This is a genomic window from Glaciecola sp. G7-5 (assembly GCF_055808975.1).
Map to the genome: position 1 here is coordinate 1,787,628 of NZ_CM147892.1, position 22,838 is coordinate 1,810,465.

Here is a 22,838-nt window from a genome sequence, read left to right on the forward strand (position 1 = left end):
GTTAGCGCCTTTTTTTAACTAATCGGCTCTTAATTCTAAGGTTTCTGAAGGGATATCTAAGTAAAGCGTAATTAGTCGGCCGCGGCGCATTACAGTGAATTTAAGCATGCTTGCTGTCTTCAATTCTTCTTTGATTTCTTCGAACTCACTGGCAACCGTAACACGTTTACCATTAATCGTTTTTAATACATCGTCGCCTTTAAAACCTGCTTGTTCAAACAAAGCTGGATTTAAGCCAGGCGAAACTAGCTTTCCGTCGGCGATATAAGGCGTTGCTGTTAGCTCGAATATATGTTCAATAATCCGTGGACGGGTACTAATGTCTTGCGGCGTCATTGCTAGAAGCTCTGCATATGAGGCTTCTTCTTCTTCGTGTCCTCTGGCAAGTAAGTTCGGTGGTGTTAGCGGGACAATATACTCCTTATTTTCAAATTTCACATTGATACTATCATCGTGTATTTTCAGGATTTCAATCCCGCTATTAGCAATGAACTCATTTTCACGTCGTTCTAGTAGTTGTTCTTTATACTTAATTAACACTAATCTTGCCGCAGCTTGATACTCAGGTTCATCGACCACTTCGCTAATACCTACTAAAGCAATTAATGAATTTATATCGTCAGGTGCACTGACAGCGTTTGGTTTCGTTGTGACGGTGTTTACTTGTTGCTTGGGCGTTTCTAAAGCACGTTGTGGTGCTGGCGCCGGCTGACTGCTTAGCTGTTTAGAAGTAGGAGACGGGCTGGGCTTCTGTATGGCGATTGTGTTGAAATCACCATAGTCGTCAACTTCCTCTGTTTGCATTAGGCTGAGCAGAGAATATGCTGCGGTAAGCCCCAAAATAGTAAATAGAATTAGCAGTCTTTTTTGCACAAGTTACCCTTAATAAACCAACGCTTAGGGTATCGGCTGATTTGTTAAATCCCTGAATACTTCCTGTACGAACGGCTTATGCCTACGACCCCGTTTCAGCAAGTGCTAATGTACTTAGTTGGTACCTTTGTTCACAATATCGTTCATATTTTTAATTGACTAAAAATATGAACAAAGCATCTCTTAACTTTATTCAAAAATTTAGTGACTCTTAAAATATGAATGCAAGGTAATAAAATAATCCATAAATACAATGGCCTACGGAGAATAAAAACTTGGCACGGTAAGTGCTTTAACGTTCTTGAAAAGATATTTTGCATATTTGAGGTAGTAAAATGAGATTAGTAGGTAGTTCAGTATTTGTAATAATAGTGTCGGCAATTGCTGCTATCGCTATTAATAATTATTCAGGTGGCGGCAACAGCCTAGCCCAGGCTGATACTAAGTCTGCAACAAAATCGGTAAAATCGTACATTTTACAAGGTGCCACTGCAGAGAAATTAAACCAGCTTGTTAACGGCGTAGGCGGTAATGTAAGCCGCGAATTTCCAATAATTAATGCGGTTAGCGCTTTGTTAACTCCCAGCCAAGCGGATAAGATTCGTGAAGTAAATGGTGTTCGAATTCAAGACGACCGTACTGTGATTACCAGTAGCCTTGTTTCATATTTTAGCGACCAATCTTTTTCGATAAACAATTATATCGCTGAACAAACAGGTGCTGATAAACTCCATGATATGAATATAACTGGTGAAGGTGTCACCGTCGCTGTTATTGATAGCGGTAATAACACATGGGGAACTTTAGGTCGTTATTTGTTCAGAAATAGGGCGGATAGACAAAGAGTGACCGTGAAATATGATGCGTTTAGAGGAAGAGAGACATATTTTTTCAACGATGACCAAAACGGTCATGGCACGCATATTCAAGGTATTATTGGTAGCAGTTTGATAGATGCCCAAAGCGGTAAGTATAATGGTATAGCACCCGACGCCTATTTGCTTTCTGTAAAAGCCTTTGATGCTAACGGTGAGTCCAGCTATTCAAAAGTTTTAGATTCATTAAACTGGATATTCGAAAATCGTTACAAATATAAAATTCGTGTAGTCAATATGTCATTAGGCGCACAAGCACAAGGATATTATTGGAATGACCCAATTAATCAAGCTGTTATGCGTTTGTGGGATGCGGGTGTTGTTGTCGTGAGTTCTGCAGGGAATAGTGGCAAAGACATGGGCATTACCGTACCAGGGAATACTCCTTATATTATCACCGTTGGTGCGATTACAGACAATGATACACCATACGATATGACCGATGACAGACTGGCTTCGTTTTCTGCTAAAGGGCCAACGTATGAAGGTTTCGTGAAACCAGATGTAGTAGCTTATGGTGCTAACATCCGATCTAAATTAGATGGTGCATATTTGCTCCGAAAACTTAAAGCTAGCCTGATGGGCGCTGACTATGCAAAAGTGTCAGGTACCTCACAAGCGGCAGCGATTGTATCTGGGATAGCGGCACTAGTTATATCGAATGACCCTTATGCCACGCCAGACGAAGTGAAATGTAGAATCATGTCAGCAGCCGTGCGAGCGAGCGATAGTGAAATATCGACTTACAGTCCTTTTGAACAAGGTGCTGGTTTAGTAAACGCTTACGACGCTGCGCTTAGTACGACAAGCAACTGCGCCAACACTAGCCTTGATATTAAACAAGATTTACTCGGTACAAATCACTTTGTTGGTCCCGCTAAAATAGATGACCAAGGTAACTATTACTTAGAACTGCTTGATGGCACTATTTTAAGCCAGGGTATGCATTGGGGCGGCGCGGATTTGAACCTTAACGCCATGCATTGGGGCAGCGCAGACATTCGTGTTAATGGTATGCATTGGGGCGGAGCGGATTTAGCACTTGATGGTATGCATTGGGGTGGTAAAGATATGCACATTAAAGGAATGCATTGGGGTGGTCGCGATGTAAGTCTCAATGGTATGCATTGGGGTGGTGAAGACATGAGCCTTAAAGGAATGCACTGGGGTGGTGAGGAAATGAGCGTTCAAGGAATGCATTGGGGTGGTGAAGAAATGAATCTTCAAAGTGCGGATTTAGACGTTGAGCCAATAGATCTTAATGTAGAAGTTCCTATTGTCGAAGACGGTTGGCAATAAACAAAAGGCAAAGTAAACACAAACTCAAAAAAGGCTTTCGTTATTGAAAGTCTTTTTTTTGTCTTGCAATATCTAATGGAAATACAAGAGGCTTGTGGTCACGTTTTAGTACAACTTCAAGATAAAAAGTGGCTAAAAAATTGAACACAACCCTTCATTATTATATTCAATAATTAAGTCATTCGTTTTTTGAAGTTCATTTTTTAAGTCCAAAATTTAAGTTTCTTTTGCCTAAAAATGATAATAAGTGTGTTATTTCAATGGCTTATAATTGTTATTATAGTTGGCATATTAAATGCTATGAGACAGTTAGGAAGTTATGGTTAGTATTTAAAGGTAATAAAATGAGAATGATAAGTAGTTCAGTTTTTATTGTAATAGTCTCGGCAATTGCCGCAATTGCTGTTAACAATTATTCAGGTGATTCAGCGAACTTGTTAAGCCAAGGTAAAGAAATACCTGGCTCAACTGTGAAGTCGTATATATTACAAGGCGCTACGCCAGAACAATTGAATCAGTTGGTTGATGGCGTAGGAGGCAATGTAAGTCGTGAATTTCCTATTATCAATGCGGTAAGTGCACTATTAACACCCAGCCAAGCCGATAAAATACGCGAAGTGGGCAGCGTGCGTATTCAAGATGATCGCACAGTGATTACAAGCGGAATTACTAGCGCACTTCGACTGACCAAAACATTCTCAATTAACAACCATATAGCAGAGCAAACTGGTGCAGACCGCGTCCATGATATGAATATTACGGGCAAGGGTGTGACCGTTGCAGTTGTTGACAGCGGCACTAACTTGTGGGGAAGTATCGGCAGTTATCTATTTAGAGATTCCTCACGCAGACAGCGTGTTGCCGTTAAATATGACGCATTCAGAGGGCGCGAAACATACTATTATAACGATGACCAAAACGGACATGGCTCACATGTATCTGGTTTAATTTCTAGCAGTCTTAAAGACGACGAAGGTAATTTTAACGGTATCGCACCCGATGTATACATGCTATCGGTGAAAGCCTTTGATCAAAATGGCGAGTCTAGTTATTCAAAGGTGTTAGATTCATTAAATTGGATTTTTAAGAATCGCTATAAATATAAAATCCGGGTAGTGAATATGTCTTTAGGTGCCAAAGTTCAAAGTCACTACTGGAACGATCCTATCAATCAAGCCGTTATGCGTTTATGGGATGCAGGGGTTGTTGTGGTAAGTTCAGCGGGCAATAACGGTAAAGATATGGGTATAACAGTACCTGGCAATACGCCTTATATTATTACCGTTGGTGCAGCTACTGATAGCGGTACAGCCTATGACATGACAGACGATAGACTAGCGACATTCTCAGCTAAAGGACCCACATATGAAGGCTTTGTTAAACCCGAAGTGCTTGCCTACGGTGCTGATGTTGCTTCTAAGCTAGACGAACGCTATCTACTAAATTTACTTAAATCAAATCTTTTTGGAGATCACTATTCTGAAGTGTCAGGCACTTCACAAGCAGCGGCAATTGTCTCTGGTGTTGCAGCTCTGATTCTTTCGAATGACCCCTATGCCACGCCAGATGAAGTAAAATGTAGAATCATGACTACAGCGGTGCGTGCCAATGATGGTGAAATGTCAACTTATAGTCCGTTTGAACAAGGTGCAGGCTTGGTCAATGCTTATGACGCAGTGATGAGTTCAGCCACAAACTGTGCAAATACAAGTTTAAATATCAAAGAAGATTTACTCGGTATTAGCCACTTTATTGGACCGGCTAAAATAGATAGCGATGGTAATTACTATCTAGAACTTGTTGACGGTACGATTTTAAGTCAAGGCATGCATTGGGGCAACGCTGACATGAACGTTAGTGGCATGCACTGGGGCAATTCTGACCTTCGCGTAAATGGTATGCATTGGGGCGGCACCGATATGAGTGTGAACGGCATGCATTGGAGTGACGCTGATATCAACCTTAAAGGTATGCATTGGGGTGGTAAAGATTTGAGTCTTAACGGCATGCATTGGAGTGGCCAAGATATGAGTGTGAAAGGCATGCATTGGGGCGGTGAAGATATGGAAGTCCAAGGAATGCATTGGAGCGGTCTAGATATGAACTTGCAAAGTGCCGACTTGCAAATTGACCCTATCGATCCCAACGTTGAAGTACCGGTAGTAGAGGATGGTTGGAACTAAGCATTAAGTATCATTCTACTTACCTTAAAAGGCTTCCAATGGGGAAGCCTTTTTGTTTAAGGAAATAAAGTCCCTTGCCGATACCCTTTTAATAGAACAGTGGGTTCACAACATAAAGTTTCGGAAAATATGAATATAGTGGCAGCTCTACATCGCAAAATTATCATATCATTACTGCTAATGATGAGCGCCTTTAGTGCGTTTTCTTCAGCCGACAACATTAGATTTGAGCGAATTAGTACCCATGCTGGTTTGTCACAGCAAACTGTTATTTCTATTTATCAAGATTCTCGTGGATATATGTGGTTTGGCACTCAAGAAGGGCTAAATAAATATGACGGTGTCAACTTTACGATTTATCAACCCAAATACAACGACCCAACGGCTATCTCATCGGGCTGGATATATTCGATTACAGAAGATGATCTGGGCAATATATGGGTAGGCACTCAAGACGGCGTTAACGTATTGGATGTTAAGACCAATACCTTTTCTCACTTTACCGCGGGCTCAGACTACAATTCTATAAATGACAGCGTTGTGCGCGTTGTGCATAAAGATCGCAAAGGCACTATTTGGGTGGCAACACGAAAGGGTATTAATCAATATATTGCGAGTGAACAACGCTTCAAACACCATAACCTTTTTGGCAGTGCTGAAAACACAATGATTGATATCGTCGCCATATCTGAAGACATTACAGGCGCTCTTTGGCTAGGAAGTTCAAAACAAGGCTTATTGAGGTTTGATCCGGTAACCGAAGAGCTGACCGTGGTTTCTGGCAAATTTGATATAAACAAGCCAGATGCAAAAGTTGGGATACGTTCTTTGTTCTTAGATGACGCGCAAGTACTTTGGATTGGTACCAACGGTAATGGTCTGTTTCATTTAGACTTGAAGAAACCTAAAGCTGAGAACATCGCGCAAGCAATCAGTCACGTTAGTCAGTTTGATGGTAAAGAACTCATGGCGATATCGGCTGACCAGCAAGGCACGCTTTGGGTAGGAACAAATAGGGGCATTTATTACAAAAAGCCTCAAGATGACAACTTTATTTTCCTAAAAAACCGCCCAAATGGCTCGTCTAAATTAGTGGATGATGAGATCTGGAGTTTATATGCCGACTTCTCTGGTGTTTTTTGGGTAGGCGCATTTAATGGCCTTAACAAGTGGAACACGCGCACCACGCAATTTGACCATTTCTATGCGAACGAATCTGATGCTAAGTCCTTGTCTTCAAACAAGGTTGCTATGATTGGAAGTGACAAAAAAGGAACGATTTTTGTTGGTAGCCGCGGTGGCGTTGATTTGCTTGATCCAAAAACCGGAGAAGTATTACGTAGACTCCCCGTTGAAACGGCAACGACGCCAGGCTTAAAAGAGCCAAGAGTTATGTCTTTTGCTTATGTTAGTGATGAAGAGATTTGGTTTGGCTACCGAAATAACGGCGCAACTAAATACAATATGCTAGAAGACACTTATCAATATTATGATGCCAACAAGGATGACGACAAAGCCCTACAAACTCTTGGCGTTACGTCAATTTTGCATACAACTAGAGGCGTTGTTTGGTTAGCTACTTTTGGTGGTGGAATTAGTCGCTATAACCGCGAAACTGACGACTTCACTACGTTTTTGCACGACCCGACCGACATTAGTACACTCAGCAGTGATAAAGTAATTGCGTTATATGAGACTCGCGACGGCAATCTGTGGGTTGGTACTTGGGCGTCGGGGCTGAATATATTTGTCCCTTCTACCGGTACGGCCTTTCGTGTAAAAAGAAACGACAATGACCCTGACACTCTGGGCAGCAATAGCGTGGTTTCATTTTTAGAAGACAGTGACAACAATATCTGGATTGGCACCCATGGCGGAGGGCTTAACTTCCTTGCGGCAGAACAAAAAGAACGTGGGCATATCGCCTTTGAAAAGTTCGATACCGAAAATGGCATGCCTAGCAATGTTGTTTACGGCATGCTTGAGGACGGACAGGGCAATATTTGGTGTAGTACAAATAAAGGCTTGGTCAAAATAGATCGAAAGACCAAAAATGTTACCGTTTACAAAGCAACTCAAGGTATTCAAAGCGATGAGTTTAATTCAGGCCCACATTATAAAGACCACGAAGGTTTCTTATATTTTGCTGGCAACAATGGCGTAACGCGCTTTAATCCTGAAGCGATCAAGCCTAATCCTGTTCCTCCGAAAATAGACTTTACCGCATTCCAACGCCTCAACAAGTTTGACAACATTGAGCAAGTGATCAACGCAGATGGCGACATTGAAATCTTCTATCAAGATTACTTAATTGGCTTTGAATTTGCCGCCTTAGATTATGCCTCTCCTGTTGACAATGAATATGCTTATAAACTTGAAGGTTTTGATAAAGACTGGATTGACGTACGAGACTCGCGCAGAGCTACATACACAAACTTACCTTCAGGCACTTATAACTTTATGGTCAAAGCAGCCAACAGCGACGGTATCTGGGACGAACGCGGTAAGCATATAAAACTAATCGTAAATCCACCGCCTTGGCGTTCGTGGTGGGCCTATGCCATATATGGCGTGTTGCTTTTCAGTCTGGTGTTTTATAGCGTATTAGTGGCAAAACGCAAAGCGCGCCTGCGTGAAAATTATAGAACAAACCTGCAGCATGAGGTCAGTATTCGAACCTCTGAATTGCAAGCTGCTAACGAACAATTGTTACAGGCAAGTATTACCGACCAATTAACTGGTTTGCATAATCGTCGCTATTTAAAAGATGTTATTGAAGCGCGTTTAGAAAACATTCGACATAGATTTGCACAAGCGATTTTAGACGACAGCATGAATTATTATTCTGGCCCACGTTTAATGGCGTTGATGTTTGATTTGGACGGATTTAAGCCTGTGAATGATAACTACGGACACGAATCCGGCGACAAGGTGATAGTGCAAGTTGCCAATATCCTTGAAAATGAAAGCGCTAAGGACGACATTGTGATTCGTTGGGGGGAGATGAGTACATGGTCGTTGCTGAAGTTGATGACCTTGAACATGCGAAAACGATAGCAGAAAAAATACGCCAAGCGATTGCAAGTCATGCTTTTGACGTAGGCTTGTCGAATAAATTCCACCTATCCAGTTCACTCGGTTTTGCGCTTTATCCATTTAGTCATTACGCGCCGCATTCGATTACCTGGGATCAAGTTCACCTGTTGGCTGATCATGCGTTGTATAAATCAAAAGCGGCGGGTCGTAATACTTGGACGGGTATTGTTCAGTCGGATATTGAACTGCCTTTCAGCACGCTCAACTCACTTGTACCAAACGTAGATAATGCGATTGAAGCGAATAACGTGCTTGTTGTTCAGCGAAGTAAAAAGTAAGTAGTCAGGCGATACGCAGCTATTCGTCTTCAATTTCTTAATTGTCATGCTTTAGATAGTTCACGACTGTCCATGCCCAATACTTCTAATTAAATTTTTCAAGAATGACCATGTGATCTTTTGCTACAAGGTCGGCATTAAAAAATGCTTGTTTACTAATCACCAAGGCATTGGCTTGAACCGTCATGGTAAAGCCCTTAAAAGGTTTTACGGCAAAGCGTTCCCTTACTCATTTTACTAGGTTCAATAAGCTGGGCTTGGTTAACAGTGTCGCTCATAAAAAGCGTATGATTGAAGTTCTAGGAAAGTTGCTGCGTCCCAACAACTGCGCTCCATTGGGGCGTTTGAAGTTGTTTGCGTAGCTTATACATAGTGGGTTCGCTTACGCCCATTAACTGCGAGGCTAATCCCATATTGGCTGAATGTTGCTCTAAAATGCTACTGGCAACAATGTTTTTGACTAATTCAACCGGCGCATCTAGATGAATTTGCGCGTTGACGATTTGTGTGAGTAACTGTTCTATAGCCTGCCAATGAGTTTCATGTGCAAACGCGTTCACGTCAGGCAATTCTTTTTGCAGTCTTCTTCTGGCGGTGCTAATAGGCAGTTGCAATAAAATGGCCGTTTTCGCATGAGACTTACATTTGCTGTGCGCCATATTCAGTAGTTGTAATTCAATGGCATTGCCAATTGATACCGATAACATTGTTTGTTTATCGAGTGATGCTAAAAAATGCGTTGTTGCTTGTGCAAACTGCCTACACCAGGCCTGAGGCGTGGGTGGAAGTTGTAATATCTCATTGTCTGAGGCATCGATGTCGTGAAGATGCGTTACGTTGTTTTCACTATTTGCGACAGGTTGTGGATTGTTAGCGCTTCTCAAGCCATTATTGGCGTTAGGCAACTGATTATGATGGTATTCAACAAGCTTTGATTCACTCGTTTGTGCTGTCAAACGCGGTTTATACTCTTGAAGTTCATTGATGTCTAAGTTTAAATCAGTGAAGTGGATTTCTTCACTCGTTGTCAGCAAACTCGCTTGCATCAACTTGTTTTCCAGCTCTCGAATATTCCCTGGCCACGAGTATGACTTCATTCGCTCAATTGTCGATTGGTCTAAACGTTTTTTATCCATTTCGAATTGGCGTGCGAATTTACTTAAAAAATGCTGGCAAAGTAGATCAATATCTTCAGTGCGCTCTCTTAACGGCGGATTATGCAAGGTCACAACATTCAGGCGATAAAACAAATCTTTTCTGAAATTGCCTTTATTCACCTCGTATGCGAGGTCTCTGTTAGTAACCGCGACTATTTTTACGTCAACAGCAATTGATTTATTTCCACCAACGGGAGTGTAGTGTTTTTCTTGCACAAAACGTAATAATTTGGGCTGCATAGACAGTGGTAATTCGCCAATCTCGTCGAGTACCAAGATGCCACCATCAGCGGCTTGTATCTTGCCGGTATTGCTACTTTGAGCGCCGGTGAATGCGCCTTTAATATGGCCAAACAGTTCTGATTCTATGAGTGTTTCTGGGATAGAACCGCAGTCGACAATAACCAAAGGTTTCTTGTTTCTTGGACTGAGCACATGAATCGCGTTAATAAGCTTTTCTTTACCCGTGCCACTTTCGCCCGTAATTAAAACGGTTGCATCGGTTTGCGCAGCACGCTGTGTTTGCTCAACGATTTTTTGCATTTTGGCACTACGGTAAACCAGAGCGCTTGATTGCATGCCTGCTTTAAGCTCTAGTAATTCTTGTGCCAATTGGGCGTTTTGTTGTTCCAGATTTTTGTTTAATTCATCTTCCAGTTGACTACGTTTAAATGCCTTACCCAACTGTCTCGCAAAACCAACAAACAGCATTACGGTATCGTGGGTTAAATCGAGTAACTCATTGTGACCCATAATAAAGAAGCATTCTTTGCTGTCATTTCCCAAAGGGATAACTAAAGAATTGAGGCCATCTTCTTGAGATTCGGTGTGCTGGGAATTTGCAATGGCCAATTTTGCCGCATTGTGAACCAAATCTTGATAGGGGTGAACTTCCCACTCCAAGTCGATTATATCGGTTGCATTTTTAAGTTCAAAGCTATAGTTTTTTGCGATGCCGGGCGCGTCTTTATTCTCGTTTATACTTACAATGCCGGCAAAGGCAAATTCGAAGGTAAAGGCCAAGCGCTCAACTACGCTTTTTAACAAGCGTTCAAAAGAATGCTCGTCGGCAATGATTGATGAGATATCCCAAAGTAACAACATATTACGATAGTTAGTGACATTGTCGGGAGTGAATATGCCACCCAAATAGTTGAATTCTTGTTCGTCAAGACGAAACTTATCTGGTTCCCACTGCACTATTGTTGGGTTGACAGAGTTTTGCGCGGCTTTTAGCGCTTGCTCGGCGCGATTAATCAGCAGGCTGGATGTTGAGCCTGAGTCTAACTGGTCTTCTTCTTGACTAACAAAGGCTAAGCCAATATTAAACGTAAGACGGATTGCATTTTGTAGATATGTTTTTTTGTTTAGCGCTGTTTGTAGCTTACTGGCAAAAGTAAAGCCGTCAGCTGTAGATTCTGCATTGATCGCAATGCCAAATAAAGCGCCACCAAAACGACCAGATATATCTTCAATGCGCGTATGTTGCTCTATTACTCCGGCTATTTCATGCAGAACCAAATCGCCTTTGGCCTGGCCAAATTTTCTATTTACATGCTGAAAATCAATACAGTGCACCATGCATAAAACGATACTAGAGTGAGCAATTTGTTCATCTATACCCGTTTGCAAGGAGGTCCTGCTACGCAATTTTGTCAAGCTATCGCTGGTTAGATGAATATAATGCTCAACGAGCCGTAAATTCTCGATGGTCACGCACATGGTTTTTAAAAAGAGTGAAGACAACCACGCTCGCTCTGTACTCGCTTCAATTGCTTGTAGACTTAATTCCGCGATATAATTGGGAAGCGCTTTACAGTGGACTAGTTCGATGACTATTCGCACTGGGTTTTGTGACAGTGACGTTTTAGCCTTGCGCGCGTCATCTTTCGATTCGGTTTCAAGCATCAAACTGCATTCAATATGCGCATGCTGTGGACTAATAATACTGATGCAAAATTGATAATCGCCAAAGGGAATTATTTCTTCGTCGACGAACTCAGTGCTTTGTTGTTCATTTGTTTGGTCGAGCAATAAGGCTTGTTGCTCGTCGCCAAATTGATGTCTGAGATGACCGTTTTTCTTAAATTCTGTTACGCGCACAAACGAACACTTGGCAATCTCAAGTAGTAAAGAAAGTATTTTATCCTGTGCGTTGGCATTAACTGGCATGCAGTGTTTTTACCGATAGATCATATCCCATAGGGAAGGTATCGGCAGACATCGCCGATATTTGAGTCAAAAGCTTGATTTACTATCATCGCTAACGAGTACACATTGTATTATGTTTATAAATAACTTCTATCAACTAGCATCGTAGACTAAGCGACAAAACAAATACTTATAGTAAACGACAACAAGGGCAATTGAATTTTATTTGAAGGTTTATTGGCATCATTCCCCTAGCATGTTAGTTTAACGAGCAATGGTTAAGACGCCTTGTCTTTACTCGAAAAGACGATTCGATACTATTTTTTTGCGGAATTTATGAAGACAGGCAATCAGTTCTACACAAGCGCACCACTGCGCTTTCATGTTATAAAACTCTTATACACGATTATATTGTGTATTTTGTTGCCTCTTATTTTGTTGGCATCAAAGAAAAAACTAAGTCATGCAGGCGCTGCGCTTGCAAACCGTTCATTTTGGGAACGTTTTGGCTGGGTGAGACAGGTACCAAAGTCTGGTGGGATACACGTTCACTGTGTTTCTGTGGGAGAGTTAAATGCGGCTAGCGGCGTTATTGCTAGGCTATTGAAAGAATACCCTAACTTAGCGATTACGCTTACTACCTCATCGACCACAGGTGCAGTACATGCATATAACTTATTCAAAGATAAAGTAAACCATACTTATTTGCCAGTGGATATCCCATGGTGCATGAAAAGCTTTTATAAAAAAATAAAACCGGCACTGGTCTTGGTGACGGAAGTTGAAGTGTGGCCAAATATGCTGCATCACTGCACTAAACAGAAAATTCCCGTGGTATTAATAAATGGGCGAATGACCTCCAGATCACTTCGCAATTATAAACGATTTTCATCTTTATTTAGGCATACGTTTAGGCAGTTCAGTTATATCTGTTCACAAAGCTCAGAGTCCTTTGAAAACTTTTTAGCCTTTGGCGTCTATAAGCATAGGGTCAAGCTTTCGCGCAATCTAAAATTTGATTTGTTGCCTGTACTGGCGGATGAAGAGCTGGGTAAGCGAATTCAAAGCAGTTATGGCTTAGGAGATAGACCTGTATTGTTGGCTGCTTCCTCACACGAGCCAGAAGAAAAAATATTACTAAACGCCTACACCCAACTTAAAAAGAATCACCCCGACTTAGCGCTCATTGTGGTTCCGCGTCACCCTCAACGTTTTGATGAGGTTAATCAAATTATGTGCGCTTCTGGCTTTAGGGTGGCTCGAGTATCACAAGCTATTGACCAAGAAACACAGGGCTTTAATGACGCCTATAACCAAGCAGAAATAGATTGCCTATTGGTTGATACAATGGGCTGGCTGAAAGCCTGCTACAGCATAAGTACTATTGCTTTTGTAGGTGGTAGTTTCGCTAATAAAGGCGGCCACAATGCACTTGAAGCAGCACTTTATTCAACGCCCATCGTAATGGGGCCGAGTATCTATAATAATCCGAGTATCTGCCAGTATTTGGCATCACAAAATGCATTAATGATTGCATCTAGTGAAAAAGAACTTCAGGAGTATATTGAACATTGGCTTAGTCGCCCAGAGGATGCGGCTAAAGATGGTGAGCGAGGGCTACGAGTATTGCTCGAGAATGCAGGGAGTGTTGAATATACCCTTAGTATCCTAAGGCCTATATTAATTGAAGCATAATTTTTCAGCCCAAGCGGCGGCGACAATAAGGTAAGCGTTAATGGATAAAAAAACGGGCTATTTATTTAGCATAAATAGCCCGCTGCTTTTTACCTTACTAGCGTTTATTCGTCGTCGACAGGAAAACCTCTGTCGCGCAATAACGCTTCAACCTTCGCATCACGACCTCTAAACTTCCTGTAAGCTTCACCAGGTTCCATAGCATTTCTGACTGAGAACAGATATTTAACCAAACGCTCGCTTAGCTCTTTGTCATAGAAGCCGCCAGGTGCTTGTGCAAAGGCCTCGGCAGCGTCAGAGGTAAGCACTTCGGCCCACATGTAGCCGTAATATGCTGCGGCATAACCTTCACCTCTAAATATATGCGCAAAATGTGTAGAACGATGACGCATCACCACCTCGTCGGGCATTCCCAGTGCAGCTAATTGTTCTGATTCAAATGAATCTGGTTCAATCGTGGCAGGGTCGGTAGTGTGGTACAACAAGTCCATAATCGCAGAGGCCATGTATTCTGTGGTTTTAAAGCCTTCATTAAAGGTTGATGCTGCTTTAATCTTATCTACCAATGAGGCAGGAATAGATTCTCCGGTTTTGTAATGGACGAGGTAAGTATCGGTTACTTCATCCGTAAGAAGCCATCTTTCTAGCAATTGAGATTGAAATTCAGTGTAGTCGCGAACGCCAGAGTGCGAACTAGGATAGACCACATTTGCTGACAAGAAATGCAAAGCATGCCCAAATTCATGGAAGTAGGTTTCAGCGTCATCCCATGAGATAAGCGTGGGTTCTCCGTCGGCACCTTTTACAAAGTTTGAGTTGTTTGACGATAGCACCGACTTTTCACCGTCAAAGGTGGTGTATGACCGATAAGTTGTGGCCCATGCACCCGACCGTTTACCTTGACGTGCAAATGGGTCTAAATACCAAAGTCCAATAAATTTACCACTTGTTTTGTCAGCCACTTCCCATACTTTTACATCTTCATGAAAGACCGGAACCTTGCCGTCAGGAACGGGCGTAAACTCAAAATTAAATAATCTGCCTGCAACATAAAACATGGCTTCGCGCAGTTTATCGAGCTGCAAGTATTGTTTAACTTCATCAGAATCTAGGGCGTATTTGTCTTTTCTTACCTTTTCAGCATAAAAACGGTAGTCCCAAGGCTCTATCGTAATATCTGCGCCTTCAGCATCAGCTATGGCTTGCATATCCGCGACTTCTTCTTGAACACGTGCGATAGCAGAAGGCCATACGCGCTTCATTAGATTCATCGCGTTTTCAGGGTTTTTCGCCATACGATCTTCTAGACGCCACTGAGCATAATTGTCATAACCGAGTAGACGAATGCGTTCATGCCTTAGGGTTAGAATTTGTTTAATAAGCTCGTTGTTGTCGAATTCATCCCCATTGTCACCTCGACTGTAGTAGGTTTCCCAGACTTTTTGTCTAAGCTCACGATTGGTGGAATAAGTTAAAAAGGGGTCCATAGACGAGCGCGTGTTAGTAATCGCGAACTTACCTTTTTCACCACGCTTTTCAGCCATGTTAGAGGACGCTTTAACGAAAGAGTCAGGCAATCCATCTAGTTGGTCTTCGTTAAGATACAAGACATAGTTTTCTTCATCGGCAAGAATATTATTGCCAAATTGAGTATGTAATGACGACAGCTCTTGATTGATATCGGCATAACGTTTTTTATCTGCTTCATTTAGCAATGCGCCACTTCTTACAAAACCTTGGTAGCCGTTGGTGACTATTCGTTGCTCTTCTTCGGTGAGGCTTTGCATTTCTTCACTTTCGTATACCGCTTTTACGCGTTCAAAAAGTGCTTTGTTCTGCGATATTTTGGAGCTATATGCTGATAATTGGGGAGCCATTTCACGCTGAATATCTCGAAACTCAGGGCTTGATTTATTCGAACTCCAAATGCCGTAATAAGTGTAAACGCGGCCAAGGGCGCTACCGGCTCTTTCCATTTCAATAAAGGTGTTTGCGAAAGTCGCAGGTTCTGGATTGTTTGCAATGGCCTCATATTCTGCCAATGATGCTTCCATTCCTTTTTTAAGGGCATCTTTGAGTTGGCTTAAATCCATCTTGTCAAAAGCGGGTACGCCACCATAAGGTCCTGAAAACTCAGCCATTAAAATATTATCGTAGGACTTTTCTTGTTTGGCCGATTCAATATTTGCAGTATCAACTGGGGCTGGTGAACAGGCTGATAAGGCCATAACCAAGCTTGCAGTCAATAAACTTGTCGTTAGTTTTTTCATATGCTTCCTTATTTTTAGAACAAAAAACGTTCAATTTATTATTGTTGTATTATGTGTAGATTAGCCTCTGCGGCAAGTGATCGTCTAGTTTTCATCCAAAACCGTATGTTTAATGAGCAGTCAAGCATTTCTCGTTAAAAACGTCTTTAAACAAGCGACTAAAACATGGCATTGTATTGGCGTCTTTTTCTTTTCAATTTAAGTGGTTCATTTTGTTGCTTTTTATCTTTGCAATGTATGCGTTCTTTCAACAGCGCTTAAACAATGCTTTTTATAGTGCAAACGACTATGTGTAGATCAAAATGCTAAACCCAAATTTGAGCCGTTTTTATACTGCGTTATTTAGTATTACGGTTACCTGTTTTGTAGTCATTCTTGGCTTCGTCAGCGTGCACTTTTATACTAAATCGCAGCAAGTTAACTTTGCAAACAAACTTTTAAATTTGGTTGACGAAATAGCCATAGAAACCCGTACAAACCTCATCAAACTAAACAAGTATAACAATAGCGTTTGTGATGAACAATTGATGCGGATCATGAGACAGACATTGTTTCAAAGCAAACACGCAAAAGAGATTGGTTTTTATCAACGCGACATGCAACTTTGCAATACGAGTTTAGGCATATTCAAAGCGCCGATAAAAACTGGTAAACCTGACTTTAATGCCAACACATCACACGATGTTTGGATTTATAAACCGTCGGACTTATTTGACCAAAGTTACCCAACCTTTATTATTAAAGGCGAAAATTTTCATGTTGTAATCGACCCTCGTGAAATCATAAGTCAATCGAACCCTGAGTTTTTATGGCAGTGGGTATATCACGATACTGATAAAACGCTCGCGTTGTTTGGAGAACATGAGCTATACAATAAAAACGTTTCCCAAGACGCTTCTTTAGTAGAAGTTAACGGTGTTCATTGTTCTGCGCAGGTTACATACTGTATTGCCACGTATCAAAATTTATGGAATTCGATAAATTCAAACGAGTTCCTTTTAGCTTTTGTCTCACTACTTATTCTTGCTGTGTGCTTTTATATGACCGGCATGTTTGTGATTCGTTATTGGTTTTCCCCTGAACTACGCATAAAACGTGGTATTACTAACAAGTGCTTTTATCCCTTGTTTCAACCCATTGTTGAATTAAATACCGGCACTATAGTTGGTTGTGAAGTGCTGGCGAGATTTAAAGATAAACTCGGATTGATGGGGCCTGAAGACTTCATTTTTAGAGTATCGAGTATGAAAAAAACCATACCTTTCACTCGTGCTATATTAAAATCTGCTACTAGCGAACTTATCCGACAAGCAAACTTACCTAATGGCTTTAAGGTTAATTTTAATCTTTTTCCGAATGATTTAACCGATACAAATCTAGCAAGGTTGGCGGCGCACAAAGAGTTTTTCGCAAATAGATTTAACATCTGTTTTGAAATTACAGAAGACGAGCCCTTTAATAACAAAGCAGCACACCTAATCTTGCGTAAATTAAAAGAATTAGGCGCTGATATTGCTATTGATGACTTTGGAACGGGTTATTCAAACTTGGACCAATTACAAAGTATACCTTTTGACTACCTGAAAATAGATAAAGGTTTTTGCATGGGCTTAGAGCGCAGTACTTTTCGCGCAGGTCTCATTCCTCAAATTGTAAAGATCGCAAACTTGTTGGATGTACCTGTTGTTGCCGAAGGCGTCGAGACTGAAAGTCAACGCGTTACACTAGTAAACGAGGCTGTTGAGTACGGACAGGGCTATTTGTTTGGCAAGCCCATGAGTGCACAAGAACTCAATGCTTTAGTATTGAGTCAACAAGGATAATCTGGCTTTTTAGCATTAAGTAAAAACGATAGTTTTACTTTGACAAATAATAACGCGGTCTTCGAGGTGGTAACGTAGGCCATTCGCCAGTGCGTTTATTTCGCATCGCTTTCCTTTGCGCACCATATCTTCACTGCTATCACTATGAGAAATCCGCATGACCTCTTGCTCGATTATAGGGCCTTCGTCTAACACGCTTGTTACATAATGGCAGGTAGCACCGATGAGTTTTACACCGCGATCGTAAGCCTGTTGATAAGGCTTTGCACCAACAAAGGAGGGCAGAAAGCTATGGTGTATGTTGATGATTTTGCCGGCCATCGTTTGACACATCGAATCAGGAATAATCTGCATAAATCGAGCGAGTACGGTTAAGTCAATTTCGTAAGAATCAATAAGGCTTTCTATTTTTTCAAACGCCGCCTTTTTGTCACTAAAATCGATATAGTGAAACGGAATTTCATACCAATCCGCATACTTTTGCATGCTTTTGTGATTGGCAATGATACACGGAATATCACAATTTATTTCACCAGTATGCCAACGGTGAAGGACATCATTTAGGCAGTGTTCTTCTTTGCTCGCAAGCAAGGCCACTTTTTGTTTCTCATCAGAACTGTTAAGTGTCCATTGCATGTCATATTTTTGCGCTAATTCTGCAAAGGCTAACTTTAGGGCATTATGATCAAGGCTAAGTGAAGCCGCATCAATTTCGTGACGCATGAAGAAGCGCGCTAGTTTCACGTCGGTATGGTGGCTTGCTTCGAGTATACTGGCATTATGTGAGGCTAAAAACTGAGAAACTGCTGCAACCAAGCCCACTTGATCCGGACAATCAATGACTAATCTGTAAGTGCTACGCACCATAAATCTCCAAAAACTATTGCGTATTAAGAACCGCTTGTATGGTAGTAGGGGAAGGAAAACCATCAGCTACTAAACCATTGCGCGCTTGAAACTGCCGAATACCCTCGCGTGTCGCTGGGCCCATTATACCGTCGGCACCGCCTACTTCGTAGCCTAGCTCATTTAGCTTAGCTTGTAGTTTTGCGATATCACTAATCTTAAAGCTCGGCAAATCAGGTAGTTGCGCATATAGGCCACCGCCGCCTGCAATCTGATTAGCGAGTTGGCCAACTGCAAGTGCGTAAAACTCACTATTGTTCCAGCGCATAATAATACGGAAGTTTGCATAGGTTAGAAAAGCGGGACCTTCATGTCCTGCAGGCACTCTTAAGCGTGCTTCAATATCGCTATTAGGCAGGGCCGCTGAGTTTGCTTGCGTAATACCAAGTGCTTTCCATTGAGTAATCGTTTTTACTTCTTTGTTGGCAAGTTGGTAGTCAAAACCTGTTGGAAGTTTCACTTCTCGTCCCCAGCGAAGACCTGGTTCCCAGCCCAGTTTCCATAAAAATTAGCCGCTGATGCAAGGGCATCTCGCTCACTGTTCCAGAGGTCAATCTTACCATCGCCATCGCCGTCGATAGCATAATTGGTATAAGTTGTTGGCATAAATTGCGTATGTCCCATGGCACCAGCCCACGAACCTTGCATGCCCTCGCGCGTCAAGCCCTGAGAGTCCATAAGTTTCAAGGCGAGAAATAATTCGCCAGTGAAAAACTTACTACGACGTTCATCACACGCTAAGGTTGCCAGTGAATCGAGCGTAGACATTTTTCCTTTGTAACCACCGTAGTTGGTTTCTAAGCCCCAAAATGAAATAAGGTAATGTCCGGGGATGCCGTATTTTTCGGTTAAGGTTTTTAGAAAGTCTCGGTGCTCAGCATATTTAGCTCGACCGGTATCAATGCGCCATTGGTTAACACGTTTGGAAAAGTAATTTGGAAAGGTAGAAACAAATTCTGGCTGACTTCTGTCTAGCTCTATCACGCGCTCCACAAATCTAAAGTTGTCAAACTCGGTATTAATCCTACTTTGACTCACACCAGCTTCGCGTGCTTCGGTCTTTTTGTTTTCAAGGCACTGAGCGAAATTCGCTTTGTTTTCAGCAACAATTTGCGCTACCTCCTCACTTTTAGCAGCGTGAAGGTTAAATGAGATAGGGCAAGCGGCGAAAACGATGCCAAAGCTTAATATCATCTTTTTTGCTTTGCGTGAGATAGGCGTGCTAGCGAGTGTTTCCAAAAAGCCTTCCTTGTTTATGCAATCAATCTTAAACTGTGTGAGTACTTTACCGAGATTTAGTTCTGTAAACAATTAAATAAGGTCGAATATTAGCGCTTTAGGTGATGTTTTTCACTTTTAGGCTGGCTACACTGATTTACTGACTTGGTCTTTATTGTGTCTCGCAGGAATTGCGCAGAAAAAGAGCTAATGCAATATACCTTTGGGGCAAAGTATATGTTTGCACTGGAAAAGTGTAAACTCCCCCGCTCGTGAACTTACACAATAATAGCTCGTTTGGGCCTGTGACTGGGCTTTTTGAGAAGGGAACTTTTTCGTCCCTACAGCCACTAATAAGCGGGTATAAATGCTTACGCGGTGCAAAACATGAGCCTAATTAAAAGTAGTAAAAGGGAAAGTAGTTGAATAAAAAAAATCTCGTTTTGGCGCCGTTTTCGTGGATTAAGCGCCACTTTTTCAAATTAACGTGTTTGTTTCTCGCCATTATAGTTAGCTACTTGGTGTACTTAGACGCTTCGATTCAACCCCGCTTTGAAGGGAATAAATGGCAAGTACCTGCGCAAATATATGCGCGTCCATTGTCTATAGAACTAAAACAAGAAATCAGCATGCGCGAGGTGCTCGATGAATTACATTTACTTGGCTATCGTAAAAAACCAACTATCGCTGAGGTAGGTGAATACTCGCAAAGTAAACAAACACTCAATGTCTATCGACGAGAGTTTTACTACCCCAACAAGCTATATCCATCGCAACGTATACAAATTAGCTGGGATGGTCCGCGGATTGATAAAATTAGGGTGCTCGACACCAAAACCAACTTATTGCGCACTAGTTTAGAGCCGTGGTTGGTCTCGCGTTTAGTGAGCGGCTTAGACGAAGATAGAATGCTAATGTCTGATAACGACATTCCTTACCTGCTTAAACGGGGTCTAGTTGTTGTTGAAGACAAGCAGTTTTATGATCATCATGGTGTTGCCCCTTTATCTATCCTACGCGCATTAATTGCCAATATTACAGCTGGCAAAACAGTGCAAGGCGGGAGCACATTAACTCAGCAACTCGTGAAAAACTTGTTTTTAACCCGCGAACAATCCTATAGCCGAAAATTAAAAGAAGCCGCAATGGCCCTAGTCATTGATGCCCGCTACAGTAAAGACGAAATTTTAAATGCATATATCAATGAGGTCTTTTTAGGACAAAACGGGGCAGTCGCTGTCCACGGTTTTGGATTAGGTAGTCATTACTTTTTCAATAAACCTTTAAAAGAACTTGCCATACATGAAATTGCGACGCTCGTTGGTTTAGTCAAAGGGCCGTCGTATTATGACCCAAAACGCCATGTAGAGCGAATGACCGAACGCAGAGACTTAGTATTGCGGATGCTTCTTGAAGCCGGTGAGATCACGCCCGACGAGTATGAAATTGCGGTAAATTCTCCCTTGCAAACTAACAATAATCCCAGTTTAGCCTCAGGTAAACATCCTGCTTTTATGGATAAAGTGAGGCAAGAGCTTAAACAAGTGGTGCAAACACAAGAAACCCGACTTTCAGGAGTAAAGGTATTTACTACCCTAGATATAAACGCACAGCGGCGCGCCGAAAAAGCAATAGTTGGGGTTGTTGCGGCTAAGGCTAAAGCATACAAACAACCCGATTTAGAAGCCGCGCTGGTTATGTCCGATATTAAAACAGGGGGTATACGTGCGTTAGTGGGTGGTAAAAATACCAGCTATGCAGGGTTTAATCGCGCATTGAACGCCTATCGTCCGATCGGTTCGCTAATAAAGCCTGTGATTTATTTAAGTGCACTTGAAAATTCGAGTCAGTTTACGCTTGCTACCTTAATTGACGACAAACCAATCAGTTTTGATGACGCAGATGGTAAAAAATGGCAGCCGTTAAATGCAGATAAAGAGTTTAGGGGACAGGTGCTTTTACTTGATGCACTAGTGAAATCGTACAATGTACCAAGCGTTAACTTGGCCGCGAGTATAGGTTTTGATGAAGTCGTTAATAGTTTAAACCGTTTAGGCGCCGATAAAACCGTACGGCCCTTACCTTCAGTGGCCTTAGGAGCGGTTGATTTATCTCCTTTGCAAGTAAACCAGGTATATCAAACTATTTCGAATAACGGTATTTTAAAGCCTTTATACGCGCTCTATGCTGTGAGTACGCATGAAAATGACTTGATCTGGAAGCGCCCTCCAAGACAGCAAATCAGAGCTGACGAAGATGCTACATACTTGTTGAATTACGCCTTACATAAAGTGACGACGGAAGGCACCGCAAAACGCATTAAAACCGCCTTTCCTAATGTGAATATGGCAGGGAAAACAGGTACTACAGACGATTATCGAGATAGCTGGTTTACTGGCTTTGATCGCAACTTAGTCACCAGTGTTTGGCTTGGAAATGATAATAACACGCCTATTAATATGTCGGGCGCTACTGGAGCGCTGCCAGTTTTTATTGCCTTGCAAAAACAACAATCACCTAAAACGCTCGTTAGGCGCTTTCCGAGTAGTTTGACCATTGCACATTTTAATCGTTTGACGGGCGAACAAACCCTTCCAGGCTGCCCAAATGTAATTAGTGTGCCTGCATTAAAGTCTTCTCTAGGAGAACCTTCAGGGTGCTTGAGTCAACCCGTACCAGTAAAACAGCCAAGTGAAAAGAAAAAGTCTTGGTGGGACAGGTTGTTCGGAGATTAAGATAAACAGCACAGTACCCTAAATACCACCTTGATATGGTGGAAGTATGCTACGCCTTCTATAAACACAAAGCCTTCTGTAAGCACATCGTCATTTTTACACAGGCAAGAAAGGCGCTTGCGAAGACTCGCGCTGAAACACACAGTTTTGGTCACGCGACACAAATATTACCAGTGCACCTTTAGTGCGCAAACTCAGCCTTATGCACCACCAGGGTGCGATGATTTCGGTCGTTTAGGGCGCAAATTATTATAAGTTACTGATATTTATTACTTTTAA

At 41.9% G+C, this 22,838-nt stretch carries 10 protein-coding genes and 2 pseudogenes; 6 read left to right on the forward strand and 6 right to left on the reverse strand.

Annotated elements, in window-relative coordinates; translation table 11 throughout:
• Positions 1–18 precede the first annotated feature (18 nt).
• Positions 19–873 carry a hypothetical protein gene (locus tag AC0L6H_RS07775; protein ID WP_473393593.1) on the reverse strand — a complete coding sequence of 285 codons (855 nt, stop codon included), beginning with the start codon at positions 871–873 and terminating at the stop codon, positions 19–21.
• Positions 874–1,208: 335 nt separating this feature from the next.
• Here AC0L6H_RS07775 and AC0L6H_RS07780 point away from each other — a divergent pair, with 335 nt between their 5' ends.
• From AC0L6H_RS07780 to AC0L6H_RS07790, 3 genes and pseudogenes are all read left to right on the forward strand, one after another.
• Positions 1,209–3,047: a S8 family peptidase gene (locus tag AC0L6H_RS07780; protein WP_473393594.1), complete on the forward strand. Its 1,839-nt coding sequence runs from the start codon at positions 1,209–1,211 to the stop codon at positions 3,045–3,047.
• A 344-nt stretch (positions 3,048–3,391) separates the two neighbouring features.
• Complete coding sequence (locus tag AC0L6H_RS07785; RefSeq protein ID WP_473393595.1) at positions 3,392–5,230, forward strand: S8 family peptidase; 1,839 nt, start codon at positions 3,392–3,394, stop codon at positions 5,228–5,230.
• 183 nt (positions 5,231–5,413) lie between these two features.
• Positions 5,414–8,604: pseudogene (locus tag AC0L6H_RS07790) on the forward strand (ligand-binding sensor domain-containing protein).
• A gap of 299 nt (positions 8,605–8,903) precedes the next feature.
• Here the strand turns inward: AC0L6H_RS07790 and AC0L6H_RS07795 are convergent.
• A complete protein-coding gene (locus tag AC0L6H_RS07795; RefSeq protein ID WP_473393596.1) occupies positions 8,904–11,933 on the reverse strand; it encodes a sigma 54-interacting transcriptional regulator in 3,030 nt (1,009 codons plus the stop codon).
• A 315-nt stretch (positions 11,934–12,248) separates the two neighbouring features.
• Between AC0L6H_RS07795 and AC0L6H_RS07800 the strand changes: the two genes are divergently transcribed.
• Entirely contained in the window at positions 12,249–13,607 is a 1,359-nt protein-coding gene (locus AC0L6H_RS07800; RefSeq protein WP_473393598.1) for a 3-deoxy-D-manno-octulosonic acid transferase, read from the forward strand.
• Between the two features lie 104 nt (positions 13,608–13,711).
• Here AC0L6H_RS07800 and AC0L6H_RS07805 read toward each other — a convergent pair whose 3' ends face one another.
• On the reverse strand, positions 13,712–15,877 hold the full coding sequence (locus tag AC0L6H_RS07805; RefSeq protein ID WP_473393599.1) for a M3 family metallopeptidase: 2,166 nt from the start codon (positions 15,875–15,877) through the stop codon (positions 13,712–13,714).
• Between the two features lie 302 nt (positions 15,878–16,179).
• Between AC0L6H_RS07805 and AC0L6H_RS07810 the strand changes: the two genes are divergently transcribed.
• Complete coding sequence (locus AC0L6H_RS07810; RefSeq protein WP_473393600.1) at positions 16,180–17,700, forward strand: EAL domain-containing protein; 1,521 nt, start codon at positions 16,180–16,182, stop codon at positions 17,698–17,700.
• A 15-nt stretch (positions 17,701–17,715) separates the two neighbouring features.
• Here the strand turns inward: AC0L6H_RS07810 and purU are convergent, their stop codons facing one another.
• From purU to AC0L6H_RS07825, 3 genes and pseudogenes are all read right to left on the reverse strand, one after another.
• The gene (gene purU / locus AC0L6H_RS07815; protein WP_473394493.1) at positions 17,716–18,564 is read right to left on the reverse strand and encodes a formyltetrahydrofolate deformylase; all 849 of its coding nucleotides are present in this window, start codon (positions 18,562–18,564) and stop codon (positions 17,716–17,718) included.
• A gap of 16 nt (positions 18,565–18,580) precedes the next feature.
• Positions 18,581–18,874 (reverse strand): peptidoglycan-binding domain-containing protein, encoded by a 294-nt coding sequence (locus AC0L6H_RS07820; RefSeq protein ID WP_473394494.1) that lies wholly within the window; start codon positions 18,872–18,874, stop codon positions 18,581–18,583.
• Between the two features lie 6 nt (positions 18,875–18,880).
• A pseudogene (locus tag AC0L6H_RS07825) lies at positions 18,881–19,800 on the reverse strand (lytic murein transglycosylase); the annotation flags it as partial.
• A 446-nt stretch (positions 19,801–20,246) separates the two neighbouring features.
• On the opposite strand from AC0L6H_RS07825, the gene mrcB reads away from it, so the two are divergent.
• Positions 20,247–22,559 (forward strand): penicillin-binding protein 1B, encoded by a 2,313-nt coding sequence (gene mrcB / locus AC0L6H_RS07830; protein WP_473393601.1) that lies wholly within the window; start codon positions 20,247–20,249, stop codon positions 22,557–22,559.
• Positions 22,560–22,838: the final 279 nt, after the last annotated feature.